At 69.8% G+C, this 23,913-nt stretch carries 22 protein-coding genes and 2 pseudogenes; 11 read left to right on the forward strand and 13 right to left on the reverse strand.

Translation table 11 applies throughout. The features are described 5' to 3' along the window. Positions 1-82: 82 nt before the first annotated feature. Positions 83-1,429 carry an AMP-binding protein gene (locus tag OG435_RS45285; protein ID WP_430625861.1) on the reverse strand — a complete coding sequence of 449 codons (1,347 nt, stop codon included), beginning with the start codon at positions 1,427-1,429 and terminating at the stop codon, positions 83-85. Positions 1,430-1,662: 233 nt separating this feature from the next. After that, complete coding sequence (gene gdhA / locus OG435_RS45290) at positions 1,663-3,027, reverse strand: NADP-specific glutamate dehydrogenase (protein WP_266887099.1); 1,365 nt, start codon at positions 3,025-3,027, stop codon at positions 1,663-1,665. Between the two features lie 242 nt (positions 3,028-3,269). Here gdhA and OG435_RS45295 point away from each other — a divergent pair, with 242 nt between their 5' ends. Continuing rightward, positions 3,270-3,758 (forward strand): DUF1772 domain-containing protein, encoded by a 489-nt coding sequence (locus tag OG435_RS45295; RefSeq protein WP_266887102.1) that lies wholly within the window; start codon positions 3,270-3,272, stop codon positions 3,756-3,758. Here the strand turns inward: OG435_RS45295 and OG435_RS45300 are convergent. The 4 genes from OG435_RS45300 to OG435_RS45315 all read right to left on the reverse strand — a co-directional run bounded on the left by OG435_RS45300 (position 3,755) and on the right by OG435_RS45315 (position 6,694). Beyond that, positions 3,755-4,330: an anthrone oxygenase family protein gene (locus OG435_RS45300; protein WP_266887104.1), complete on the reverse strand. Its 576-nt coding sequence runs from the start codon at positions 4,328-4,330 to the stop codon at positions 3,755-3,757. The genes OG435_RS45295 and OG435_RS45300 overlap by 4 nt on opposite strands. Positions 4,331-4,490: 160 nt before the next feature. After that, positions 4,491-5,405 (reverse strand): AraC family transcriptional regulator, encoded by a 915-nt coding sequence (locus OG435_RS45305; RefSeq protein WP_266887106.1) that lies wholly within the window; start codon positions 5,403-5,405, stop codon positions 4,491-4,493. A gap of 106 nt (positions 5,406-5,511) precedes the next feature. Then, on the reverse strand, positions 5,512-6,357 hold the full coding sequence (locus OG435_RS45310; RefSeq protein ID WP_266887108.1) for an NAD(P)H-binding protein: 846 nt from the start codon (positions 6,355-6,357) through the stop codon (positions 5,512-5,514). A gap of 136 nt (positions 6,358-6,493) precedes the next feature. After that, complete coding sequence (locus OG435_RS45315; RefSeq protein ID WP_266887110.1) at positions 6,494-6,694, reverse strand: DUF4287 domain-containing protein; 201 nt, start codon at positions 6,692-6,694, stop codon at positions 6,494-6,496. Positions 6,695-6,800: 106 nt separating this feature from the next. Between OG435_RS45315 and OG435_RS45320 the strand changes: the two genes are divergently transcribed. The 3 genes from OG435_RS45320 (at position 6,801) to OG435_RS45330 (ending at position 8,378) form a co-directional block, all read left to right on the forward strand. After that, positions 6,801-7,646, forward strand: a complete 846-nt coding sequence (locus OG435_RS45320) for an alpha/beta fold hydrolase (protein ID WP_266887112.1) — start codon at positions 6,801-6,803, stop codon at positions 7,644-7,646. A 74-nt stretch (positions 7,647-7,720) separates the two neighbouring features. Next, positions 7,721-7,960, forward strand: a complete 240-nt coding sequence (locus OG435_RS45325) for a hypothetical protein (protein WP_266887114.1) — start codon at positions 7,721-7,723, stop codon at positions 7,958-7,960. 280 nt (positions 7,961-8,240) lie between these two features. Beyond that, positions 8,241-8,378 carry a hypothetical protein gene (locus OG435_RS45330; protein ID WP_266887116.1) on the forward strand — a complete coding sequence of 46 codons (138 nt, stop codon included), beginning with the start codon at positions 8,241-8,243 and terminating at the stop codon, positions 8,376-8,378. Here the strand turns inward: OG435_RS45330 and OG435_RS50865 are convergent. After that, positions 8,370-9,448, reverse strand: a protein-coding gene (locus tag OG435_RS50865; RefSeq protein ID WP_430625547.1) for an IS630 family transposase whose coding sequence is annotated in 2 segments (ribosomal slippage) — positions 8,370-8,947 and positions 8,947-9,448 — 1,080 coding nt in all. Because the reading frame shifts where the segments join, the coding sequence is not laid out codon by codon here. The genes OG435_RS45330 and OG435_RS50865 overlap by 9 nt on opposite strands. A 75-nt stretch (positions 9,449-9,523) precedes the next feature. Between OG435_RS50865 and OG435_RS45345 the strand changes: the two are divergent. Together OG435_RS45345 and OG435_RS45350 are read left to right on the forward strand one after the other, a co-directional pair. Continuing rightward, positions 9,524-10,612, forward strand: a pseudogene (locus OG435_RS45345) (IS110 family transposase); the annotation flags it as partial. A 172-nt stretch (positions 10,613-10,784) separates the two neighbouring features. Continuing rightward, complete coding sequence (locus OG435_RS45350; RefSeq protein WP_266887118.1) at positions 10,785-11,333, forward strand: flavoprotein; 549 nt, start codon at positions 10,785-10,787, stop codon at positions 11,331-11,333. A gap of 15 nt (positions 11,334-11,348) precedes the next feature. Here the strand turns inward: OG435_RS45350 and OG435_RS45355 are convergent. The 4 genes and pseudogenes from OG435_RS45355 to OG435_RS45370 all read right to left on the reverse strand — a co-directional run bounded on the left by OG435_RS45355 (position 11,349) and on the right by OG435_RS45370 (position 14,734). Further along, positions 11,349-12,181: pseudogene (locus OG435_RS45355) on the reverse strand (IS5 family transposase). A gap of 68 nt (positions 12,182-12,249) precedes the next feature. Continuing rightward, a complete protein-coding gene (locus OG435_RS45360) occupies positions 12,250-12,756 on the reverse strand; it encodes a DinB family protein (protein ID WP_266887120.1) in 507 nt (168 codons plus the stop codon). Between the two features lie 306 nt (positions 12,757-13,062). After that, a complete protein-coding gene (locus tag OG435_RS45365) occupies positions 13,063-13,989 on the reverse strand; it encodes an NAD-dependent epimerase/dehydratase family protein (RefSeq protein WP_266887123.1) in 927 nt (308 codons plus the stop codon). Positions 13,990-14,605: 616 nt separating this feature from the next. Then, entirely contained in the window at positions 14,606-14,734 is a 129-nt protein-coding gene (locus OG435_RS45370; RefSeq protein ID WP_266887125.1) for a hypothetical protein, read from the reverse strand. Between the two features lie 68 nt (positions 14,735-14,802). Here OG435_RS45370 and OG435_RS45375 point away from each other — a divergent pair, with 68 nt between their 5' ends. The 4 genes from OG435_RS45375 (at position 14,803) to tpg (ending at position 20,087) form a co-directional block, all read left to right on the forward strand. After that, positions 14,803-16,092 (forward strand): ParA family protein, encoded by a 1,290-nt coding sequence (locus OG435_RS45375; RefSeq protein ID WP_266887128.1) that lies wholly within the window; start codon positions 14,803-14,805, stop codon positions 16,090-16,092. Beyond that, positions 16,089-16,994, forward strand: a complete 906-nt coding sequence (locus tag OG435_RS45380) for a ParB/RepB/Spo0J family partition protein (RefSeq protein WP_266887130.1) — start codon at positions 16,089-16,091, stop codon at positions 16,992-16,994. The genes OG435_RS45375 and OG435_RS45380 overlap by 4 nt, the downstream gene beginning before the upstream one ends. A 123-nt stretch (positions 16,995-17,117) precedes the next feature. After that, positions 17,118-19,523 (forward strand): telomere-associated protein Tap, encoded by a 2,406-nt coding sequence (tap, locus tag OG435_RS45385; RefSeq protein ID WP_266887132.1) that lies wholly within the window; start codon positions 17,118-17,120, stop codon positions 19,521-19,523. A gap of 9 nt (positions 19,524-19,532) precedes the next feature. Next, positions 19,533-20,087 (forward strand): telomere-protecting terminal protein Tpg, encoded by a 555-nt coding sequence (gene tpg, locus OG435_RS45390; protein WP_266887134.1) that lies wholly within the window; start codon positions 19,533-19,535, stop codon positions 20,085-20,087. Between the two features lie 471 nt (positions 20,088-20,558). Here the strand turns inward: tpg and OG435_RS45395 are convergent, their stop codons facing one another. Both OG435_RS45395 and OG435_RS45400 read right to left on the reverse strand, forming a co-directional pair. Next, entirely contained in the window at positions 20,559-21,032 is a 474-nt protein-coding gene (locus OG435_RS45395) for a MarR family transcriptional regulator (RefSeq protein ID WP_250744360.1), read from the reverse strand. Further along, positions 21,029-21,667 (reverse strand): hypothetical protein, encoded by a 639-nt coding sequence (locus OG435_RS45400; RefSeq protein ID WP_239516702.1) that lies wholly within the window; start codon positions 21,665-21,667, stop codon positions 21,029-21,031. Before OG435_RS45400 ends, OG435_RS45395 begins: the two co-directional genes overlap by 4 nt. A gap of 1,004 nt (positions 21,668-22,671) precedes the next feature. Between OG435_RS45400 and OG435_RS45405 the strand changes: the two genes are divergently transcribed. After that, entirely contained in the window at positions 22,672-23,355 is a 684-nt protein-coding gene (locus OG435_RS45405; RefSeq protein WP_266887140.1) for an RICIN domain-containing protein, read from the forward strand. Positions 23,356-23,913 lie beyond the last annotated feature (558 nt).

A 23,913-nucleotide genomic window follows, 5' to 3' on the forward strand; every position in this document is an offset into this window, starting at 1 on the left:
ATGACCTCAGCATCCCGACTGACGGACCACCCGACCAGGGATCTCAGACGGGCACTGACTCACCAGGACTCACGTCGTACCGTCAGAAGTCGCCCAGCAACAGCAGCTTCTTCTGCGGCTTGCCCATCGCGTTGCGCGGAATCGCCGCCACGAACCGCACCTCGCGCGGCCGCTTGTGCACCGACAGGTGGGCGGCGACGAAGTCCGTCAGTTCCGGACCGGTGACGCCGTCGGCCACCACGAAGGCCACGATCCGCTGCCCGAGATCGGCGTCCGGCAGCCCCACCACCGCCGCTTCGCTCACCTTGGGGTGGTCCAGCAGCGCGTTCTCGATCTCTCCGGCGCCGATCCGGTAACCGCCCGACTTGATCATGTCGATGGAGGCCCGGCCCACGATCCGGTGGACCCCGTCGGCCTCGTCGACGGCCGCGATGTCGCCCGTACGGAACCACCCGTCCTCCGTGTACGCGGCGGCCGTGGCCTCGGGCCGGCCCAGGTACCCGGAGAACAGCGTCGGCCCGGTGAGCTGGAGCTCGCCGATCTCCGCGCCCGCCTCCGCCACGATCCGCGTACGGATCCCCCGGAGCGGAGTGCCGACCGTCCCGGGCCGCACCTCCCCGCCCGCGCGCCCGCTCACGGTGATCAGCGTCTCGGTCATGCCGTACCGCTCCACGGGCCGCAGCCCGGTCAGCCGCTCCAGGTCCCGGAAGACCGGCGCGGGCAGTGCGGCACTGCCGGAGACGAGCAACCGGGCCCCGCCCAGTGCGGCGGCGGAGGCCGGCACCCCCGCGATACGGGACCACACGGTCGGCACCCCGAAGTACAGGCTGCCCCCGGCCTCCGCGTACGCCTCCGGAGTGGGCCGCCCGGTGTGCACGAGACGGCTGCCGGTACGCAGGGCTCCGAGCACCCCGAGGACGAGACCGTGCACATGGAACAGCGGCAGCCCGTGCACGAGGGTGTCCTCGGCGCTCCACTGCCAGGCCTCGGCGAGGGCATCGAGATCGGCGGCCACCGCCTCGGAGGTGAGCACGACCCCCTTGGGCGGGCCGGTGGTCCCGGAGGTATAGAGAATCAGCGCCGGCCTCCCGGCCCCGGCCACCACCCCGTCCCCCTGCCCACCGTCGCCACGCCGTGCGAAGTCCACGTCGACGAGTACCGCGCCGGAGTCCCGCAGGATGTGCTCCCGCTCGGCCGGCCCCGCGTCGGGCGGCAGCGGTACGAAGGGCACCCCGGCCAGCAGCCCGCCGACGACGGCGGCGACGGTCTCCAGCGAGGCCGTCGCGGTCACCGCGAAGGCGGGCGCGCCGGCGACATCGGCAGCCACGGCACGGGCCGCGCCGAGCAGATCCTCATAGGAGGCGTTCCGCCCGGCCACCCGAAGGGCATCGCCCCGGTCCCCGAACACCCCGGTGAGCGCGGTCAGCACAGATCCCCCCACGAAGTCCGATCCATCAACGGCCCACCCTACGACCGCCCCCGACCCGGCCCGACCCAGCCCCGCCGGCGTTCGAGGCGCGAGGTCCGGGGCAGAGCCCCGGGAGCGGTCCGGGCGCAGCCCGGGGAACGGAGGAAGGGCGGGTAGGGAACACTTCCGCGCAGCGCGACCCAAACCGCGCAGCGCCCCCAACCCAGCCCATCCCCCATCCGCGCGTCAACGCGTCAGATCAGCCCCTGCGCCAGCATCGCGTCCGCCACCCGCTCGAACCCCGCGATGTTCGCCCCGACCACATAGTCCCCGGCGGAGCCGTACCGCTCGGCGGTCGCGTACGACACCGCGTGGATGTCCCGCATGATCCCCGCCAGCTCCGACTCGACCCGCTCCGCGCTCCACGCCACGCGCCCCGCGTTCTGCGCCATCTCCAGCGCGCTGACCGCGACCCCGCCCGCGTTCGCCGCCTTGCCCGGCCCGAAGGACACCCCGGCCGCCTGCAGCAGGTGAACCGCTTCCGGCGTGGTCGGCATGTTCGCGCCCTCCGACACCGCCCTGACCCCGTTCGCGATCAGTGTCCGCGCGTCATCGGCGGTCAGCTCGTTCTGCGTGGCCGACGGGAAGGCGACCTCCGCCGCCACGTCCCACACGCGCCCGCCCGGCACGAACCGCGCCGACGGGCCGCGACGCTGCGCGTACTCGCTCACGCGCCCGCGCTCGACCTCCTTGATCTGCTTCAGCAGCGCGAGGTCGATGCCCTTCTCGTCGATCACGTAGCCCTGCGAGTCGGACGCCGTCAGCGGGTTCGCACCGAGCTGCTGCAGCTTCTCGATCGTGTACAGGGCCACGTTGCCCGAGCCGGAGACGACGGCCGTCAGCCCGTCGAGCGACAGGCCCTTGACCGCCAGCATCTCGGCGGCGAACAGCACGCTGCCGTAGCCCGTGGCCTCGGGACGGATCAGCGATCCGCCCCAGCCCTGGCCCTTGCCGGTCAGGACGCCGGCCTCCCAGCGGTTGGTGATGCGCCGGTACTGGCCGAAGAGGTACCCGATCTCGCGGCCGCCGACGCCGATGTCGCCCGCGGGGACATCCGTGTGCTCGCCGATGTGACGGTAGAGCTCGGTCATGAAGGACTGGCAGAAGCGCATGACCTCCGCGTCCGACCGCCCGTGGGGGGCGAAGTCGCTGCCGCCCTTGCCGCCGCCGATGCCGAGGCCCGTCAGCGCGTTCTTGAAGATCTGCTCGAAGCCGAGGAACTTCACCACACCGATGTCCACCGACGGGTGAAAGCGCAGGCCGCCCTTGTACGGGCCGAGCGCGCTGTTGAACTCCACGCGGTAGCCACGGTTGACGTGGACGCGGCCACGGTCGTCCTGCCACGGCACCCGGAAGATGATCTGCCGCTCCGGCTCGGTGAGCCGCTCCAGCAGGGCCACGGCCGGCTCCGCGTACTCGGGACGTGCCGCGAACACGGGGGCCAGGCTGTCCAGGACCTCCCGTACGGCCTGGTGGAACTCGGGCTGGGCGGGGTTGCGGCGCTCGATGTCGGCGCGCAGCGCGTCCAGCCTGCCCTGCGGGTCCTTGGGGTCCGTCACGGTCTGTTCCTCCAGGTCTCGATGTGGGGACCGGCCCCGAGATGCGGCTCAAAGCTCCGGACCAGACTTCCGCATGGCGGAAGTCATCATCCGAAATCAGTCTCCAGCCGGAGGGTACCCCGCCCGCCGACCACGACCACGAGCCTTTCCGGCCTGCTCTCATCGGCACCCACTCCACCATGGCCGACTCGATCTTCGCTCCACCATGGACAGAACGACGGGGTAGGACATAGACAGGCCTTATGGACATCGCACGGGTCGCCGCCCTCGTCGCCGCGACGCTCACCACCGGCCTGATGGCGGGCCTCTTCTTCGCCTTCGACGTCGCGGTGATGCCGGCTCTGAAGCGCTCCGACGACCGGACCCTCGTCTCCGTCATGCAGCGCGTGAACACCTCGATCATCAACGGCTGGTTCCTGCTGGGCTTCCTGGGCGCGCTCCTGTTCACCGCCCTCGCACTGGCCCTGCACCTGCCCGCCGGCGAGCACGCTCCGGTCCCCGCGCTGGCGGGCGCCCTCGTTCTCTACGTGCTCGCCGTCGCGGTCACCGGCCGGGTGAACATCCCGCTCAACAACGCCCTGGAGGCGGCCGGCCCCGCCGAACGGATCGCGGATCCGGCCGCCGTGCGCACCGCGTTCGAGAAGAAGTGGGTACCCGCCAACCGCTGGCGTACCGCCCTGTGCACGGCGGCCCTGGCCTGCCAGTCCTGGGCTCTCCTGGTGGCCGCCTAGCCCCTCAGCGCCCGGCCCTGGCCACCCCCGGACGCCCCGGGCGCCCCGGTCGCCGCCGACGCACCCGCGGCCCGCCCGTACAGGACGAGCGCCCGCGCCAGGGCGGTCAGCGCCGCCGTGCAGAGCAGGGTGCGCACGATGTTCGCCGTCTCCCAGGTGCCCTTGAACTTCTCCACGACCGAGAAGTCGGTCAGCTTCGCAGCATCTCCCAGGTCAGCGAGTTCATTGTTGAGCGGAATGTTGACGACGAAGGTGACGACGAGGACGACGAGGTACGCCGCCGCGGCCAGCGAGGCCCACAACGCGACCGCGCGGCGCCCCGCCCTCGCCTCGACGAACGCCGCGGCGAAGGCGGCGAGCAGCGCGACGACGAACACCGTCCCGAAGAGCGGATTGCCGTCGATGACGGCGTTGAAGCTCTGCATCGCCGTGACGTACGTACGGTCGTCGGTCTTCGCCAGTCCCGGCATCACCGAGACGTCGAAGGCGAAGAAGAGCCCCGCCATCAGGCCGACCAGTACGGTCGACAGGACGAGCAGTGCGGTGGAGAGTCTGGTGCCGTTGGATCCCATCAGCTGTGCCCCCCGTATGCATGGATGTACGTGTACGCGTGTACGCCGCATTCCGAACCCGGGAGGCTCCCACCGCCTCCCGACGGCTGTCGATCGTGCCATCACCCGTGCCGTCCGGCCAGTGAATCCACCTCCGCACCCACTGAATCTCCGCACCCCTCTAACCCGCGGCCGCCGCCCCCGCCCGGTACTCCCGCGGGCTGATCCCCCGTACCCGCTTGAAGGCCGTCGAGAGCGCGAACGCCGAGCTGTAGCCGACCTGGTGGGCGGCCGAGGCGAGCGTCGTGGAAGGGTCGCGCAACAGGTCCGCCGCCAGCGCCAGCCTCCACCCCGTGAGGTAGGACATCGGTGGCTCGCCGACCAGTTCGGTGAAGCGGCGGGCCAACGCGGCCCGCGAGACGCCGACTTTGCGTGCCAGCGACTCCACGGTCCAGCCGTGGGCGGGGTTCTCGTGCAGCAGCCGCAGTGCCGGTCCGGTGACCGGGTCGTTCTCCGCGCCACCCCGGTCCGCGAGCCAGCCGCGTACGACGCCGATCAGCAGCAGGTCCAGGATCCGGTTCAGGACGAGCTCCTGGGCCGGTTCCGTACGGGAGATCTCCACGCCCAGCAGCCCGACCAGCGCGGGGTCCACCGGACCGGCCAGCACCCGCGGAAGCGCATTGAGCAGGCGGCTGCCGATCTCGCCCGGATGCTGGTAGGTGCCGCTCAGCATCACCGCCGACCCTTCCGCCGCCCCCCAGGTCCGTACCCCGAGGGCCATGGAGTCCGACACGTCCTCACCGCTGTCGACCCTGCTGCACCGCTGGTCCGGACCCACCCTGATCTGCAGGGGCGTGTCCTGGACATCGGCGATGGTGTACGGAACCGGCCCCCGCACCAGAGCCGCCTCACCCGGCGTGACGAGCACCGGCTCGCCGTCGTCGGGCATCAGCCAGGCCGATCCGTGCACCATCGTCATCACCGACAGCGGGGCCCGGTCCTCGATCCGGACCGACCAGGGCGGGTTGAACACGCACTTGATGAGGAAGGCCGATTGGGCCTTGGGGCCTTCGAGCAGAGCCGTCAGCGTATCCATCGGCCCATTCTCCCCACCGGTTCCCGGCCCGCCCACTCCCAACCCACCCGTCCCCCGGCCGCCGCCCACTCCCAACCCACTCACTCCCCGCCCGCCCGCCCACTCCCTACACGTCCCAGACCCCGCGGGCCGCCGCCTCCCGAGCGAAGTCCGAGAAGTCCCGCGGCTTGCGGCCCAGCACTTCCTCGACCCCGTCCACGAGGTGCGCGTTGCGCCCGTCCAGGATCAGCGTGAAGAGATCCGCGAACTCCTCCGGCAGCCCGTTCTCCCGCAGCACCGCCCGGTAGTACCCGTCCGAGACCGGTACGTACGAGATCTCGCGCCCGGTCGCCTTCGACAGCTCGGCCGCGACATCGGAGAAGCTGAGCAGCCGCGGGCCGGAGAGCTCGTAGGTACGCCCGATGTGCCGGTCGTCCCCGGTCAGCGCGGCGACCACCACGTCGGCGATGTCCTCCGCGTCGACGAACGGCTCGACGGCGTCGGCCGTCGGCAGGGCGATCTCACCGGCAAGCACCGGCTCCAGGAAGAAGCTCTCGTCGAAGTTCTGGTTGAACCAGGCCGCGCGCACCACCGTCCAGTCGGCCCCGGACTCCTTCAGCGCTTCCTCGCTCCGCTGCGCCGCCTCCTCGCCGCGCCCCGAGAGCAGCACCAGCCGGCGTACCCCGGCGGCCACCGCCGCCCGGGCGAAGGCTCCGACGTGCTCGGCGGCGCCGGGGAAACCGAGATCGGGGTAGTACGTGACGTACGCCCGGTCCACGCCCTCCAGGACCGGTCCCCAGCTCGCGGGCTCGTTCCAGTCGAAGGCCGGATCACCGGAGCGCGACCCGATGCGGACCGGGCGGCCCAGGGCGGTGAGCTTCTCGGCCACACGCCGACCCGTCTTGCCCGTGCCGCCGATGACCAGCGTGCGGAGGTCGATGTCGTTCTGCGTCTGCTGCGTCGTCTTCGTCATGGGGACCACTCAACTCCCCCGGCCTGAGACGGAACATCGCCGAGAAGCTCAACCACATACGCCTGCGTCCACGCCCGTGCCCACCCGGCCCCGAGCAGCCCCGCTCCTCCTCGGCACTACTCGGCACTACTCGGCACTACTCGGCGAGCGTGTGCTTCACGAGCGCGTTGGCGTGTCCGTGCCCGAGCCCGTGCTCGGTCTTGAGCCAGCCGACGAGCTCCATGTGCTTGGTCAGCGGCGAGGCACGGATGAGCTCCTGCCACTCCGCGATCGGACGGCCGTACTTCTTCTCGATGGAAGGGAAGTAACTGGCGGGGCCCTTCACCGGCTCGGTCATGACGATCCTCTTCCTTCTGGTGCACACGATGCGACGTACGAGGGGTAGACCGGGACCGCCACGAAAACTCATCGGCCCCACCCCATAAATATCGGATGCTCTTCACATGATGTGGACCGAACGCGCCGTCGCCCGGGCCGGCGTCCGCCTGATCTGCCGTGACTGGAACTCCCCCCACCCCACCTCCGCACCCCCCGTCGTCCTCCTCCACGGCCTCGCGGGCCACGCGGGCGAATGGGACGCCGCCGCCGCGCACCTGGCCGCGCACCACCGCGTGGTGGCGGTGGACCAGCGCGGTCACGGAGCCAGCGAGCGCCGCCCCGCGGACGTCTCCCGCGCCGCGTACGTGGCGGACGTGCGCGCCGTCTGCGAGCAGCTCGGCCTGCACCGCCCGGTGCTGGTGGGCCAGTCGCTCGGCGGACACACCGCGATGCTCACGGCCGCCGCGCACCCGGATCTCGTACGGGGCCTCGTGCTGGTCGAGGCAGGCCCCGCCCGGGCCGACCCGGGCACCCCGGAGGAGATCGGCGGCTGGCTGGACTCCTGGCCGCTCCCGTTCCCCACCCTCGCCGGGGCGCGCACCTTCCTCACCGGTCAGGGGCTGAACGGCGAGGCCTGGGCGGCCGGCCTGGAGCAGCGCGCGGACGGCTGGTACCCGCGCTTCGAGCGCTCGGTGATGGTCGGGGCCATCGCCGAGAACAGCACCCGCGACTGGTGGCCCGAGTGGCGCGCGGTCCGGTGCCCGACCCTGCTGGTCATCGGGGAGAAGGGCATCATCCCGCCCGAGGAGTCCGTCCGGATGCTCGACTCGACCGCCCCGTCCACCGTGACGACGGCGGTCTCCGTCCCGGGCTCAGGCCACGACGTCCACCTGGACCGGCCCGCCGTCGTGCACTCCCTGCTGTCCGCATTCCTCACGAAGCTCCAGCCGGAGTCCTGGCCGCATTCCTAGCCGGGGTCCCAGGCGGAGTTCCGGCAACCGGGTGGCCGTAGTGACCCCCGTCCGACCACGTCGTTCACCAGGACATGATCAAGCGCATCGTCACCACGGCCCTCCTCGCCGGTACCGCCGCCCTCACCATCGCCGCTCCCGCCATGGCAGCCGAGCCTCCGCTCGCCGACGCCGTCACCAGCACCGTCGCAGACGTCCCCCAGGACATCACGGGCCTGGTGCCCGGCCAGGCCGGCGACGACCTGACCGATTTCTCGGGCGCGTTCAACGCGTTCACCGCGGGCAACGCCCAGCAGACCGTCTCCAACGGCTGACCCACACGCTCACCCCCCCGTTATCTTTTTCGCGGTCCTGCAATGGGGCCGCTGGCCTCCGGGCCCGGTATGACTGTGTCCCCTCTGTCGAAGTGATGGCCTGGGGGGTGGTGTCGCCGGGGCCGTGGGGTGCCGTCGGAGATGCTGATGAGAGACCCGGCCACCGCCCGGTCCGGCGCAATGCCGGGCAGAGACGTGGGCGGCAGGTCTGCATAACGTGGATGCGCGAGCACGGTGCCAACGCCGAGGCCGGCCAGGTCAACCACCCGGGAGGGGTGCGATGTTAGACACCGGTGATGTGGGCGTCTTCCTGGGTATGGACGTCGGCAAGACAGCTCACCACGGCCACGGTCTGACGCCGGCGGGCAAGAAGGTCTTCGACAAACCGATGCCTACTGACTTCGGCTTTTCAGGGTGAGGGTGGTGCGTCGAGGGTCAGGCCGGTGCCGGCTATGAAGCCGTCGAGGGTGTGGGGCCGGTATTGAAGGCGTTTGAGGCGGTTGCGGACGAGGGCTTCGAGGCGGTCGAGGGCCATGACGGCGAGGTTGGCGAGGCTGCGTTTGACGTGGGCCCATACCCACTCGACTGGGTTGAGTTCGGGTGAGTAGGCGGGCAACAGGAACACGGTCAGCCATTCACGCTCGGCGACGAAGTCGCGCATCCTGCGGGAGACGTGGGTGTTCAGCCGGTCCCAGACCAGCACGATCGGTGCCCTGACCAGCTGGTGGACTCCGTCGACGAGCGCGATGAAGTCCCGCTCGCTCATGCTGCGACGTGTTCCCTTGCCCGCGGGATGGGTCCGTAGGCGGTGACACAGCCGGGTCCTCGAGCCTGGCCGCATCGCGATCAGCCCGGCCACCGACAGCCGTCCCGACCGCCGGCCGCTGATGGTGACGACCGGAGTCACTCCTCGCCGGCCCCAGGTACGCCCCCGGGGCGGCCTGCGGGTGAACCCGGCTTCGTCTTCGAAGCAGACGTAGCCCCCGCAGGCCGCCCTCGCCCTTTTACCTCCGGCCAGGTCGCCTCCCGCCACATACTCACGGCCTGCTCATCGCGTTCGGCGACCCGCCGGGCGGGGACCTGCGGGCTGAAGCCGAGCCGGTGCATCAACCGGGTAGCGCCCGAGACGCTGTAGGTGACGTGGAACTTCCGGCCGATCAGCGTGGCCACCCTCGACGCGGTCCACACCTGGTCCTCCACCCAGCCATGAGCGGCCGGGCCCTGCTCCAGATACGCGGCCAGCTTCTCCAGACACCGCGGGGACAGACGGCACCGTGGACCGCTCGGACCGCGGGAGGCCAGAGCCTGAACACCACCATCCCGCCACAACTGATGCCATTGATAAGCCGACTTCACGCTCACCCGAAGCCGCCGTGCGACCTCCGACGGATTGATCTTCTGCTCGAACAGCTCAGCCGCCTGCATACGAACCGTCTCCCGGCGCCGACGTCCCGCAGGAGTCAGCCCGCCCCCATCCGCATATTTCACACACCACGGATACAGCCACCCACCCAGACCCATCAGGGACTTCGCAAACATTCACCCCAAAGAGCTGAAGTCAGTAACAGCGAACCGAGACTGCGGGCCGTCTTCGACAAGCTGATCGCGAAGTTCGGCACGGTGCTGGTGATCGTGGACCAGCCCGCATCGATCGGGGCTCTGCCGCTGACCGTCGCCCGGGACGCGGGCTGCGAAGTCGCCTACCTGCCCGGCCTCGCGATGCGGCGGATCGCTGATCTGTATCCGGGCGAGGCGAAAACGGACGCGAAGGACGCGGCGGTGATCGCGGACGCGGCCAGGACGATGCCCCATGTCCTGCGTTCGCTGGAGCTGACCGACGAGGTCACTGCCGAGCTCACGGTGCTGACCGGCTTCGACCAGGACCTCGCCGCCGAAGCCACCCGCACCAGCAACCGGATACGCGGCCTGCTCACCCAGTTCCACCCCTCGCTGGAACGCGTACTCGGACCCCGGCTGGACCACCGGGCCGTCACCTGGCTCCTCGAACGCTACGGATCCCCGGCCGCTCTGCGGAAAGCCGGCCGCCGCAGGCTCGTCGAACTCATCCGCCCGAAGGCCCCGCGGATGGCCGTCCGGCTGATCGACGAGGTCTTCGACGCTCTCGACGAACAGACCGTCGTGGTCCCGGGAACCGGGACTCTCGACATCGTGATCCCGTCCCTGGCCGCTTCCCTCGCGGCGGTTCACGACCAGCGCCGGGCCTTGGAAGCGCAGATCAGCAGCCTGCTGGAGGCTCACCCTCTTCACCAGGTCCTGACCTCGATGCCGGGAGTCGGCGTCAGGACCGCTGCCGTCCTGCTGGTCACCGTCGGCGACGGCACCAGTTTCCCCAGCGCCGCCCACCTCGCCTCCTACGCCGGGCTCGCGCCGACGACGAAGTCGTCCGGGACCTCGATCCACGGCGAACACGCACCCAGAGGCGGAAACCGGCAGCTCAAACGCGCCATGTTCCTCTCCGCCTTCGCCTGCATGAACGCCGACCCGGCCTCCCGCACCTACTACGACAGACAAAGAGCCCGCGGGAAAACCCACACCCAGGCCCTCCTCCGCCTCGCCCGCCAACGCATCAGCGTCCTGTTCGCCATGCTCCGCGACGGCACCTTCTACGAGTCCAGAACCCCCGCCGCATGACCACCCCAAACAGCCCCATACCCGGCACCACGTCCTTGACGAAGGACATAGAGACACCCCCCCGGACCGAACCGGTCCCGGGGGTTCGTCGCGTCCGGCCCCCTCGGCTACACCACCGCAACCGCCGCGACCTGAGTCAACCTCAGGCCGAGCGATATGATCACATTGCGGCATGACCACGACGAGGACCCTCTACCTGCTCTGCTCCGCCGCCCCGCCCGTCTTCGACGTGGCCCATGTCATCGAGGACGCCCAGTCCCGGGGCTGGGACGTCTGCCTCGGCCTCACCCCCACCGCCGCGCACTGGTTGTCCAACAGCCTCGACGGTCTCGCCGCGCTCACCGGCCACCCCGTCCGCTGGCAGTACAAACTGCCCGGCGAGCCCGACGTCTGGCCGACGGCCGACGCCCTGCTCTTCGCCCCGGCCACGTTCAACTCCGTCAACGCTTGGGCCCTCGGCCTGACGGACCGGTTCGTCGTCGGGGTCGCCGCCGAGGCCATCGGCAAGGGCACCCCCGTCGTCACCATGCCGTGCGCGAACGCAGCCCTCGCCGCCCACCCGCAGTTCGACCAGTCGCTGGCCGTCCTGCGCGGCGCCGGTGCCTCGGTCCTGTTCGGCGAAGGCGGATTCGTCCCCGGACCGGCCGGCCCCGACGCCCCCGCGCACTTCCCCTGGGCCGCTGCCCTGGACGCGGTGAACCGCACGACGGCGACGGGCTAGGGCGTGTCCGCAATGTCAGTTGGGGAGCCATAGCCGTAGGCAGGCAAGGGTGACCAGGGCTTTGTAGTGGCGGGCTCGTTTGTCGTAGCGGGTGGCGAGGGCCTTGTTCTGCTTGAGCCGGTTGAAGCAGCGTTCGACGACGTTGCGGCGCCGGTAGACCGCACGGTCGAAACGGCACAGGCTCTCGCCGCGCCGCATACGCCCGCTGATCTGGTCGACGCGCTCGGGGATCGTGCAGGCGATGCCGCGTCGCCGCAGGTAGGAGCGGATCTTGCGGGACGAGTAGCCCTTGTCGCCGACCACCCGCTCCGGCCGGGTGCGGGGCCGGCCGGGCCCGCACCGTTTGATGCGGATGCGGGCCATGACCGGCTCGAACTGCGTGCAGTCGTTCACGTTCCCGCCGGTGATCGTGAACGCGAGAGGCCGGCCCTGCCCGTCGCAGGAGAGGTGGATTTTCGTGCTCAGTCCGCCGCGGGAGCGTCCGAGTGCTTCGCCGGTCCAGGGCCCCCTTTTCGGGCCCCGGCTGCGTGCTGGTGAGCTCGCACGATCGTCGAGTCGACGCAGACGATCGTCCAGTCGACCTCGCCGATCGCATCCGCGTGCTGCTGGACGTGGGCCAGGAGCCGGTCCCAGGTTCCGTCGGCTGACCAGCGGCGGAACCGTTCATAGACCGTCTTCCACGGCCCATACCGTTCCGGCAGATCCCGCCAGGCCGCACCCGTGGACAGCTTCCACAGGATCCCGTTGAGGACCTGACGCCGGTCTCGCACCGGACGACCCATCCGGGGCGGAGCCAGCAACGGCCCGATGACATCCCAGGCCTGATCAGTCAGTTCATGACGTCGCACCACGAACGGAGTAACGACCGATCGACATTGCGGACACGCCCTAGGCCACCGGGGCGCCGGCTACTCCCCTACTCCCCGGTGGTCCCGTCGATCGCCTCGCGCAGCAGGTCCGCGTGCCCGTTGTGCCGGGCGTACTCCTCGATCATGTGGGCCAGTATGTAGTGCAGGGAGTAGGCCTGGTCCCCGTAAGAGCCGGTCACGCCCAGGGACTCGGCCGCGTCCACGATCGCCCGCGAGCGCGCACAGGTGTCCTCCCAGACCTTGAACGACCCGGCGACATCGGCGTCGTCCACGTCGAACTCGGCCCACTCCCCGGCCTCGTTCTTCCCGAAGTACCCGCGCACGTCCTCGCCGCCCACGACATTGCGGAACCAGCCGCGCTCGACCTCCGCGAGATGCCGTACCAGCCCGAGCAGGCTCAGCCCCGACGGGGCCACCGCCCTGCGCCGCAGCTGCTCGTCCGACAGCCCGGCGCACTTCATCATCAGGGTGTCCCGCTGCCACTGGAGAACGCTGGTCAAGGTCGCCCGTTCGTCGCCCACCAGCACGGGCCGGGTCCGCTGCTCATCGATCATCGGATGATGATCACAGCCCTACGGCGCCCCCGCACGGCGATTTCACATCCCGGACGCCCCGGACGCGGTGGCCCCTCACCAGTTCCCCAACCCACCGGCCCCGCCGCCTCCTCCGGATTCACTTGCAGCGAGGGCTTGGCCGGCATCCCCAGCAGCCAGCGCGCCACATGATCCGCCCCGTACGGCGACCGCCGGGTCACCTCGCCCCGTTGCCCCGGCGCGGTAGCGAACCGCGCCCGCCGGGCCCGTACATGGACCGTGTCCGCTGCGCGGTCCGTCGTACGGTCCCCTCCGCGCGATCCCAACTCAGCCGCACGTCCCCGGCATCGACAACGCTGCCGCAAGCGCACCCGCCCCGACCACGCTGCTCGCGTACACGGGGCCCCAGCCAAGCTCACGCCGAGCCTTGGCGTTCGCCAGCCGCAGATCCGTCCCCATGATGGTGTGCGCGAGCGGTGCCGGCTTCAGAACCCACAGAGGTACGGTCATCGGCGCGGGCGCCCCGAACGCCGCGGCCACCGCCCGCATGTGCGCGTCCCACCCCAGCGGTTCGTCGTCGACGATGTTGTACGCCTGCCCGGGCCGCCCCGACTCCACGCCGGCAACGACCGCCTTCGCCGCGTCGGCCACGTCGACCCAACTCAGCGCCCGCCCCTTGGCCGCCACCACGGGCAGGGCGCGCTTGCGCAGCATCGGCACCACGTGGACATCAGTGACACCGGCCCCGTAGAAGAGCCCGAAGCGCAGGCTCACCCCCTCGATCCCGTCAGCGGTGAAGGCCAGCTCCTCCTTGGTCCGCATCGCGCCCACGTGCCGCTCCAGCCAGACGTTCGCCCCCTGCGGCCCGAAGCCGTCGTCCTCACCGAGCACGGCCCCGCCGTGGTCCCCGTACCCGTAGCCGAACATCATCGACTCCACGACGAACCGCCGCGCCCCGGTCTCCCGCGTGGCGGCCAGCAGATTGACGGTCCCCTCGGTGCGCAGCGCATTGGTCCCCGCCATGTCCTGGTGCCGGGCCAGGCTCTTCCCCGACAACGCCGTTGCCGCGTGCACCACCACGTCGAAGCCGAGCCCGTTCACGGCGCGCAGCAGGCCCTCACGATCGAGCAGGTCGGCCCGCACGTCCATCCCCGCGCCCCGCCCAAGACCGGCGACCTCATGCCCGGCCGCACGCAGAGCCCGTACCGCCCTCTGCCCCAGAACCCCGCTCGCACCCGCCAGTAGAACCTTCATGTCCGTCTCCTTCTTCGCCCGCACTTCACGGTGTCGTCCATAGGACAGACGAGCGCCCCGGAAGGTGGGACAGGACGCAAAGTGATCTGTCCCACAAGGAACGAAAAGGGGCCCGCCCGAGCCCGAGCCTCGGCGGCACCCCCACCGCCCGCACCCCTCACCGTTGACGCCGTTAATACCCGGCGCCCACCCCAAGCCCCCCACACGGCTCCAGCATTAACGCCGTTAACGCCCGCCCCCACCACCGCCCCACACCGCCCCGACGTTAACGCCGTTAATGCCCGGCCCCACCCCAAACCCCTGTACCGCTCCAGCGTTAACGCCGTTAATGCCGCCCCCACCACCAAGCCGTACGCCCGCACGCCCCTCCAGCGTTAACGCCGTTAATGCTCCCGGCAGCCAACCCGCGAGACCCGCCCCCCCCCTGAGCGTTAACGCCGTTAATGCCCCCGCCCAACACGGCACGGCCAGCACCGTCGAGGCCTCCACCCTCCGGCGTTAACGCCGTTAATACCTCGCGCCCCCACCCGGGCACCTCCCCACCACCAGACCACGAAGCCCCACACCGCGCCCCGGCGTTAACGCCGTTAATGCCTAGGCACGCCCATCCACCCGCTCAGCCCAGCAACCTCAGCCCGTCGAGGACCAGCGCCGGAACCTGCCCGCCGGCCTCCACCACGGAGACCAACGCGCCCCCGGGCCAACGCCCCACCTCCTCCCAGGAGGCGATTCTCAGCCGATCCACACCACTTCGTTAGCAAAACTCAAGCGTGGTGCCCACGAACACCCCTGAACGTTAGTAAAGTCCCTCGCATGACTTCACCCTCGTCACCGAACGACCGTGAGAAGGTCGTCTCCAAACTCCCTCCGTGGCTGCGCCAGGAGCTCAAGATCCGCACCGCCCAACTGCGGGTGGACATCCAGGACGCCGTCCACCAGGGCATCGCCCACTGGAGCGCGCTCGCCTCCTCCCCCTCCCCCGTCGACACCTCCGGCGCCGAATCCTTCTCGACCTGGCTGCCCGCCGGCCAGTGGGAGTCCTTCCGCACCGGCTCCAAGGACCGCGGCGTCTCCCTCATCCAGGGACTGGCCCAAGCCGTCTCCCTGTGGCTGGAGATGAACCCGGCCCCCACCGTGAAGCGACCCTCGGTCGTGCGCCGCATCGTGGTGTGCAACCAGAAGGGCGGTGTCGGCAAGACGGCCATCACCGCCGGCACCGCCGAAGCCCTCGCGGAGGACCCCGACACCCTCCACCCGGTCCGCGTAGCCCGCCAACTGGCCCGGCTCTCGGCCGCCGAGGACGGCGACCAGTCGGCCCAGGACGCCTTCGCGTCCACCGGATCCACCGCGTCCGCCCCGCCCGTAGACCTGGAAGACCTGCCCGGACTCGGTATGCGCGTCCTGCTCGTCGACTTCGACCCCCAGGGCCACCTCACCAAGCAGCTCGGCCGGCAGCCGCTTCCCATCGGCGGAGACAGCCTCACCTGCCACATGGCGGGCGAGGCCAAGGGACCCCTCGCCGACCTGATCGTCTCCATCCCGGACGAGCACTTCGGCGACCGCCTCCACATCCTCCCGGCCTGCACGGACGCGTTCCTCCTCGACGTCCGCCTCTCCACGGTCCGAGCCCGCGAGGCCGCGCTCGAGCGGGCCCTCGCACCCGTCGAGGCCGACTACGACGTCATCCTCATCGACTGCCCGCCGAGCCTCGGCCTCAGCATGGACGCCGCCATCTACTACGGCCGCCGCCGCGACGCCGAACAGCCGGGCGCCTCCGGCGCGCTGATCGTGGTCCAGGCGGAGGACTCCTCGGCGGACGCCTACGACCTCCTCACCTCCCAGATCAACGACCTCCGCGACGACCTCAGCCTCGACATCGACTACCTCGGCCTGGTCGTCAACCTCTACGACGGCCGCCGCGGCTACATCGCGACCAGCTCCCTCCAGGCCTGGATGGACATAAAGGATCCGCGGGTCGTGGCGATCGTCCCCGACCTCAAGGAACAGCGCGAAGCGGTCCGCGTGAAGCAACCGCTGTTCGTCTACGCGCCCAAGGGCGAGCAAGCCGTCGCCCTGCGCGCCCTCGCAAGGGAGATCTCATGAGCAAGGCCGACAAACTCGGAGTCTCGAGCTCCTTCGCCCGCGCCCAGCCCGTCGGCGTCAGTTCCCGCCGCGCGGCGATCGCCGAAGCCACCGGCGCCCCCACCTCCGGCGTGGTCCCGCCCTCGGAGGTCCCGATCGAGGCCCTCGCCCACAACCCGTTCAACCTCCGCGAGGACCTCACGGAGCTCGAAGAGCTGGCCGCGTCCCTCACCGTCCGGGGTCAGCTCCAGCCCCTGGCGGTCGCCACCCGCATGGCCTTCATGGAGGCCCACCCCGGCAACGCCGATGGCCTGGGCCGCGCCCCGTACGTCGTCATCGACGGCAACCGGCGCCTGGCGGCGGCCCAGCGCGCTGGCCTTCGCACCATGCAGATCCACGTCAACGACTCCCTCGCCTCCTCGGCGGCGGACATCCTAGAGTCGGCGCTCATCGCCAACGTCCACCGCGTCGACGTGGCCCCCATGGACCAGGCCCGCGCCCTGCAGGAACTCGTCGAGGTGCACGGCTCCCAGGCCCAGGTCGCCAAGCGCCTCGGCAAGACGCCGGCCTGGGTCTCCCAGCGCCTGACCCTGCTCAACCTCACCCCGGAGCTCCAGGACAAGGTGGAGACCGGCGAACTCAAGGTGGAACCGGCCCGCCGCATCGGCCGCCTCCCCCAGGAGGACCAGGCGACCGCGGCGGAGGAAGCCGTTAACGCCGTTAACCCCCCGCGCCAACGCACCCGCCCGGCCCCGTCCCTGGCCCCGGGCCCCACCCCCGAGCCCCACCCCTCCCCCGCCACGTCCCCCCGCCGCATCACCATCGCGGCGGACTCCCCGGACACGATCGCGGACGCCCTCACCGCTCACCTCACCCCGGACGACCTGAGGGCGGTGACAGAACTCCTCCTGACCCGCATCTAACCCACCCGACACGAAGGGGGCGTTGGCCCGGCCGCCGGACCACCATCGCCCCCACGTGTGTTTCACGTGTGTTTCACGTGCGTTCCATGGTGCGGTTCGCATAAGCTGCACCTGGAGGTGCCCATGCCCAACGCGCACGAAAACGAACAGACCTCGCTCTTCGCCGCGGTCGATGCCCTGCTGGAAGAGGCCGCAGCACAAGACGCCCTCCCGCACCCGGACGAGCGCAAGCGCCTCCGCGAGGCCGCGGGCCTGAGCCAGGACCAGATCGCCCAGGCCCTGGCCGTCCGCCGCGAAACGGTCACCTCCTGGGAGACCGGCCGCACGGCCCCGCGCCCTCCCAAGCGCGCCGCCTACGCCCGCCTCCTCAACGGCCTGGCAGACCTCCACGGCATTAACGCCGTTAACGCCCCCGCCCCTCAGCCCGCGCCCCCTCACACCACCAGCGGGCCCATTAACGCCGTTAACACCCCGCAACCCGCCGCCGCACCTCAGCCTGCGGCAGAGCAGGTCGCCGTACCGAAGGCCGCCGCAGCACAGCCCGCGTCCCCCCAACCCGCCACCGCCCAGGCCCGCGCCGAAGGCGCCGGACCCACCCCCACCGCACCCGTTAACGGCGTTAACGCCGTTAACTCCACCCCCCACACCGTGGACGCCGGCCCCGAGGCCGCACCACACCCTGGGCCTGGGGCGGAGCCCCAGTTTCGGGAAGGGGCGGGTAGGGGAGCAGCCCCGCAGGGCCCCCCAACCCACCCGCACGCCGCATCCCCCACCCCTCACCCCCAGCCGACCGCCCCCCGAACGACCCCCCGCACAGGTGCAGCCGCCCCCACCCCCGCCCCGGAGGGCAACGGCCCCCTAGCCGTACTCGACGGCACAGGAAAGGCCCACGCCGCCCACGGCACAGTCCTCACACCCCCCACCACCCCCACCCTCCCCGCCCTCGTCGAATGGGCCCTCTCCCCCGCCGCCGACCTCCGCTCCCCCCGCCTCCACCGCAACGGCAAGGACGGCGACCCCCTCCTCGTCCTCACCCCCGCCGCTACCGAGGCACTCGGACTCCCCCTCGTCCTGGAAGACCGCCGCGGCCTACGCCTCCCCGACGACCACCCGGTCATCAAGCAGCTCACCAAAGCAAAATGGCAGCTGACCCGCCGCGGCTTCGGCCCCTGGCCCCGCATCTACCGCCCCGCCACCCCCACCACCGGCCGCCAGTGCGTCCAGTTCGCGATCCTCCCCTGGGGCGCCCTCGACCCCCGCGCCTGGGGCGAGCACACCGCCGACCTCCCCGCACCGGAACTCGCCGAGCTCCTCACCTCCTACGCGACCCGCGTCCTCACCCCCCGCGGCTCCACGGCCGTCTCGGGCCTGGAGCTGATGACGGCGCTGCGCCCGCCCACCCGCGCCGCTCGCGACGAGTCCACGAACACCTGGGTCTCCGCCCCGGTCCCCGGCTCCCTCACCCGCCCCGTCGACCCCGCTCCCCCGGAGGCCCCCGACGAGCACCCGGTCGTCGCGGCCCTCTACCCCCGCTCCCACCAGCGCACCCCGGACCAGGTTCTCGACGAGGAGGCGTACGACTGGATCCGCGACCCCCAGCTCCTCACCGACGCCGAGTGCACCCGCACCCACGCCGTCGGCATCGACGTGAACATGGCCTTCGCCGCGGCAGCCAACCGGCTCCTCGTCGGCACCGGCCCCGCGGTCCACACCGACGGCCCCCGCTTCGACCCGAAGCTCCCCGGCTCCTGGCTCGTGGACCTCTCCGCCCAGGCCACCGCCATGGACCCCCGCCTCCCCAGCCCCTTCACCCCGCACGGCCGCCCGCCCATCGGCCCCGCCTGGTACGCCACTCCGACCCTCGCCTACGCCCAGGAGCTCGGCCTCACCGTCCGGCCCACCGAGGCCTGGCTCCGCCCGGAGCACGGCCCGTACCTCGACTCCTGGTACACCCGCCTGCGCGACGCCTACATGGCGACGATGGCCGAACTCGGCGTCCACGCGTCCCTCACGGACTCCGCCTTCCTTCAGGCGATGGCGGAGTACAAGGGCGACCCCGATCACCCCCTCCCCCAGACCGCGGTCCTCTCCGCGATCAAGTCCACCGTCAAGGGCGGCATCGGCAAGCTCCGCGAACGCCCGCAGGGCGCCGGCTACCGCCCCGGCGAGAGCTGGCCCGCCCTCGAACGCCCCACCTGGCGCCCCGACATCCGAGCCGCCGTCATCTCCACGGCCCGCGTCAACATGCACCGCAAGATGCAAAAGCTCGCAACGTCAGCAGACCTCTACCCCATTGCGGTCCTCTCCGACTGCGCGGTCTACCTCTCCGACGGCCCCAGCCCCCTCGACTTCCTCCCCCGCACCCCCGAAGGCAAGCCCCTGCCCGGCGGCTTCCGCCTCGGCGTCAACCCCGGCATGGTCAAGCACGAGGGCACCCAACCCCTCCTCTGGGCCGTTCAGCTGCTCGACGAACGACACAACCCCGCCCGCCACATCAAGGGCCACGACGCCGCGGCCGACGGAGAGTAAGAGCCACCCATGTCCGAGATCAGCGACAGCCTCGACCGCGCCGACGAGCAGAACTTCACCCGCCCCATCCCCAAATCGGCGGGCGCCCAGATCCGCTACCTCGTCAAACAGCTCAAATCGACCAAGGCCGTGGCGGACCTCCTCGCCATCTCCCGGCGCACCGTCGAGCGGTACGTGAAGGACCAGATCAAGCGGCCCAAGCCGGAACTCGCCGCCCGCCTGGAGCGCGAGGTCCGCCGCCGCTGGCAGCCCCTCGTCCGCAAGCGCGCCCGCGACAAGGCCGCGAAGCAGACCGGACTGGTCATCGAGACCCGCGCCCGCTTCGGCTTCAGCGCCGCCCCCGGCACCACCGACGACGGCCGGATGCGACGCATCACCCAGCACCTCCCCCCGGAGTACGCCTCCCGCCTCTTCAGCGCCTACGAGGCCGGAGCCACCGAAGCCCAGCTCCGCAGCATCACCGCCGAAGGGCTCCAGGAGATCTACTTCAAGGACAACGGCGCCCGCGCCCAGGGCCTCCTCGTCGAGTTCACCGACATCGACTACGTGGAGCTCAACTTCTAGAAGCCCGGACAACGCCCTTCCCCAGCCAGGTCCGAGCACGACGAATTGGCACAACACTTCGAAGAGCTACACCCACACCCCGAGGCCGTGGCCCACCGCATGCTCGGCTCACTCGCCGAAGCCGAGCACCCCGACCAGAAGGCCGGCTGACCGACTCGGTGGGCCCCGCGACAACGCCATGGCCGACGCCCACTCCGCCGTCCCCGGAGCCGCTCTGGTCACCCGTCAGGCGGCCACGTTCGCGCGGTTCACCCAGAGCGCGCAGCCCGCACTCGTCAACGGCGGCGCAGGCGTAGTGGCCGGATTGGACGTCCACTTCCCAACCCGCCCCAGGACGGGACGCCGCCCCTCACACCCCCGGCCCCCTGCAAGCCCCCCTGAGCCCCTCAAACACGACAAAGGGCCCCGGAGTACTCCGGGGCCCCCACAAGCCCCTGAGCACCCCTCAGAAGCCCTACAAACACCACTTACTCAGCCAACCGCGTGCAGCGCCCTACGCCGCTTCGATTCAGCCGCCTTCTTCGCGACGGCCTGAGCCGCCCGCTTCTTGCGCTGTTCGGCGAGCTGGTCCTGATACGCCGCCACCGCCCGGTGATAGCTGGCCACATAACCCCGCGCGTCCAGCCTCTCCTCCGCGTCCATCTCGTTCACGGCCGCGACCGCATCCTCGAACGAGGTGTACCCGGCGAGCATCGGGTTGATCTGATAGACCCCGTTACGGATCTTCCTGACCAACTTCGCCAGCTCCAGGCTCCGCAGCGCGGCGTTCACGCTCGGCCGGCTCAGATCCAGCATCCCGCCGACCGTCGCCTGGTCGATGAGGATCCGCCCGCCCGGCTCACTGAGCGAACGGAGCTTCAGCAGCACCCGGTACGCCGCCGGAGGCAGGTCGAGGTCGGAGAGCAGCCCGTCGGCATTGACCGCGGCGAATCGCAAGGTGCTCACTGAGCCGTCCCTTCTCCCGTGCGCTTCGTCCGGCTCACCCGACGCGCAGCGCGCTCTCTTGCCCGTTCGGCCCGCAGTTCCGCGATGGCCTGCCTCATGTGGTCCAGCGAGGGGAAGCGCACCAAGTCCGGCAGGCTCGTATCGCTACGAATCTGCGAGATGGTCCCGTGTTGCTCCACCTTCACGAACTCACCCGTCATCTCGGTACCCGGGATGAACTCCGCCACCCGGTAACTGTAGGGCGGGTTGAACTGATACACACCCCGCCGCACCTTGAAGACGATCCCATGAGACATCACCGTGTGCAGAGCTTCCGACGTCTTCGTCCGGCTGACATCCAGGATGGTAGCCATCTCCTCCTGGGTAAGTGGAATCCGCCCCCCCGCCCGCTGGCAGGCGATGAGCAGCAGGATCAGCCGCAGAGGCAGCGCTTCGCGGAAGTACTGGGCGATCACGAGGAAGAACTCGAGGCTGTCCATCGAGAACGCATTCGGCTGATTCTCGGTCCCGTAGAACTCCAGCGGCTTGCGCTCGCCGTCCAAGGTCAGCTTCCGCGTGGGGTACCGCTTCGCGAGGCTGTCCAGATCCTTGACCGGAGCCAGGGGCTGACTCCACGCAGAGATCGCATCGTCCACCGGCAGATCAGGACGCGGGGTCCCTACCGGATTGCCCCGGCGGCGCTGTGGCTCTGATGACACGAGGCTGCTCTCCACTCCGTTGATCTGCGGAGATCAGTATGTCAACAAGCGTGACACAAGTGTCACGCTCGTTGACGTTCGGCGTGTCTTGTGTCCCCTCACAGGTGACATATCTCAGCCACACCCTCCCCGGACCCCCCTCCCGACCCTCCCCGGCCAACCCCACCCGCCTCACCACCAGTTAGCCGGCAGATCTCCCCCAATACGTCAGCCCCCCCGACGTTTTAGCGCTTTTTACGTCAGCACCACTGACATTTTGCAGCCGTTGTGTCCCCCTAGCAGCGACACAACCCCCGAGATATGTCCCTACTGAGGGGACATATCTTTTCTATCAGACCCCCCCTGACCTGCAACGACGCATCTCCGTACCTTCTATAGGCCGGTGGACGCTCCCGCCAAGACTTTCAACGCCGTCTCAACCGGCACGCAAGATCTCACGATGGCCCTCAAAACCGCCCCCTCCCAGACCCCCGCCACCCCACCGGAACCCCTCGCTCCTCAGCCACAACCCCGCAGAATCTGACTGATTCCCATCTCTATCCACCTATCATTTTGAAGCACACCCCGCTCCCAACCCTTAACGCCGTTAACACCCCACAGCAGCCTCAGCGTTAACGCCGTTGAACCCAGCCACAAAACCCCAGGTCAGCAACCCTCTGAGCTCCTCACTCTCCCAGATCCCGGAGTGGCTGCTGCCCTGCAACGCTGTAGAGCCGTTTCGGATCTATAGGCCCAGCAGTGGGGTGCAAATCAGTCCTGCCCTCGTAGCAGAGCAAGGGACCTCTCTCTGGCCCACACAGTGAGGCTACGAAGCAGAGGAGCCCCTGCCTAAAAGGTCGACCTTGCGCCGCAAGGCGGTCCCTGAGGACAAGGAACCGACCAAGTCGATGCCTTGCCCCAAACGAAGCGCAGGACGCCCATGGCCAAGCTGGTGACCCTCGGTGACATCCGGGTTGCAGGCTTGGGTATTTGGGGGGTGGGGATACCTAGATCAACATGGGTATGATCATGTTTTCCGCCAAGCAGCGCAGCTTGCCAAGCTTGGCGTTGCCAAGATCATCATGATGCAGCTCTTTCGCTGCAATGCCGTTGGAGGTTCTGAGTTGAAGATGTCTTCAAGAGTTGTTGCGATCAGCGCATCTGCTGCCGTACTGGTGCTTGCATTGCCGGGGGTAGGCCACGCTGGTCCTCCTACCTCTGGTTCGTTCCGTATCATCAACGGTTCGGGCAAGTGCCTAGAGATTGACAACTCCAGTTCAGCCAGCGGTGCGAATGCCCAGCAGTGGATGTGTGTCGGACAGCGTGGGGCCTCGTGGAGGTTCGTTGAGCTTGGCGACTGGAACTACGGGATTGTCAATGTCAACAGTGGCAAGTGCCTCGAAGTCGAGAACGGCTCAAAGAGCAATGGGGCTCAGGTCCAGCAGTGGGACTGCAACCTGAACCTGAGCCACCACCGTTGGCAGTACATGGGCTTGGATGCAAACTATTACGGCTGGAAGAACGTGGCCACCGGAAAGTTCCTCGAAGTAGAGAATTCCAGTGGTGCGGACGGGGCCCGTGTTCAGCAGTGGTCTTATGCACCGACGACGGTTCGAGGCCAGATCTGGAGCACCGTAGCGAAGTGAATGCCCAGATGCTGTGAAACTGGCTCACCTTCCGTGCACAGCACAACCAAACCAGTACACAGCAAAGCGAACGAACATCTACTCAAAGGGCCGGCTCTGACTCGGCAAAACCAAACCAGAGCCGAATGGAGCCAAAGCTCTTCATTGAGCTTGTTCCGGCTTGACCGACACCCTTGGTGTGCTGGTCAGGCAGCCAAGGTGATCTCGTATTCCGCGGGGCTGCGGTAGCTGTAAAGCCGCCGTTGCTCCGCAGCGAAGCGGAGGAGTCCCGGCCCCAAGGGCCGGCCCTTGGCCCCCAAGCAGGCCCCGTGCAACGGGCCGAAGGCCTGGACCCCGTGAAATGGGGTCACCCCGCGCGGAGCGCGGGACTTTTGGGGGCCGCGAAGCGGCCCCCGGCCCGGGAGTGGAGCGAAGCGGAGCTCCCGGGCCGTCCGGAGCGCAGCGAAGGACCCTGGCCCGAAGGGCCAGCCATAGCTCGGAGCGAAGCGGAGAGCTGGGCCCGAAGGGCCCGGGCGAGCGCAGCGAGACCGTTCAGTCCTGAGCGCGCAGCGCTCAGGT

The organism is Streptomyces sp. NBC_01264 (genome assembly GCF_026340675.1).
In the GTDB taxonomy this organism is placed as follows: Bacteria; Actinomycetota; Actinomycetes; order Streptomycetales; family Streptomycetaceae; genus Streptomyces.

What these genes read in the sequence shown, in the direction of transcription:
- OG435_RS45295 (WP_266887102.1), top strand. Translation starts at nt 3,270, where the DNA reads ATGGACATCGCACGGGTCGCCGCCCTCGTCGCCGCGACGCTCACCACC.
- OG435_RS45300 (WP_266887104.1), bottom strand. Translation starts at nt 4,330, where the DNA reads ATGGGATCCAACGGCACCAGACTCTCCACCGCACTGCTCGTCCTGTCG.
- OG435_RS45305 (WP_266887106.1), bottom strand. Translation starts at nt 5,405, where the DNA reads ATGGATACGCTGACGGCTCTGCTCGAAGGCCCCAAGGCCCAATCGGCC.
- OG435_RS45310 (WP_266887108.1), bottom strand. Translation starts at nt 6,357, where the DNA reads ATGACGAAGACGACGCAGCAGACGCAGAACGACATCGACCTCCGCACG.
- OG435_RS45315 (WP_266887110.1), bottom strand. Translation starts at nt 6,694, where the DNA reads ATGACCGAGCCGGTGAAGGGCCCCGCCAGTTACTTCCCTTCCATCGAG.
- OG435_RS45320 (WP_266887112.1), top strand. Translation starts at nt 6,801, where the DNA reads ATGATGTGGACCGAACGCGCCGTCGCCCGGGCCGGCGTCCGCCTGATC.
- OG435_RS45325 (WP_266887114.1), top strand. Translation starts at nt 7,721, where the DNA reads ATGATCAAGCGCATCGTCACCACGGCCCTCCTCGCCGGTACCGCCGCC.
- OG435_RS45330 (WP_266887116.1), top strand. Translation starts at nt 8,241, where the DNA reads ATGTTAGACACCGGTGATGTGGGCGTCTTCCTGGGTATGGACGTCGGC.
- OG435_RS45350 (WP_266887118.1), top strand. Translation starts at nt 10,785, where the DNA reads ATGACCACGACGAGGACCCTCTACCTGCTCTGCTCCGCCGCCCCGCCC.
- OG435_RS45360 (WP_266887120.1), bottom strand. Translation starts at nt 12,756, where the DNA reads ATGATCGATGAGCAGCGGACCCGGCCCGTGCTGGTGGGCGACGAACGG.
- OG435_RS45365 (WP_266887123.1), bottom strand. Translation starts at nt 13,989, where the DNA reads ATGAAGGTTCTACTGGCGGGTGCGAGCGGGGTTCTGGGGCAGAGGGCG.
- OG435_RS45375 (WP_266887128.1), top strand. Translation starts at nt 14,803, where the DNA reads ATGACTTCACCCTCGTCACCGAACGACCGTGAGAAGGTCGTCTCCAAA.
- OG435_RS45380 (WP_266887130.1), top strand. Translation starts at nt 16,089, where the DNA reads ATGAGCAAGGCCGACAAACTCGGAGTCTCGAGCTCCTTCGCCCGCGCC.
- tap (WP_266887132.1), top strand. Translation starts at nt 17,118, where the DNA reads ATGCCCAACGCGCACGAAAACGAACAGACCTCGCTCTTCGCCGCGGTC.
- tpg (WP_266887134.1), top strand. Translation starts at nt 19,533, where the DNA reads ATGTCCGAGATCAGCGACAGCCTCGACCGCGCCGACGAGCAGAACTTC.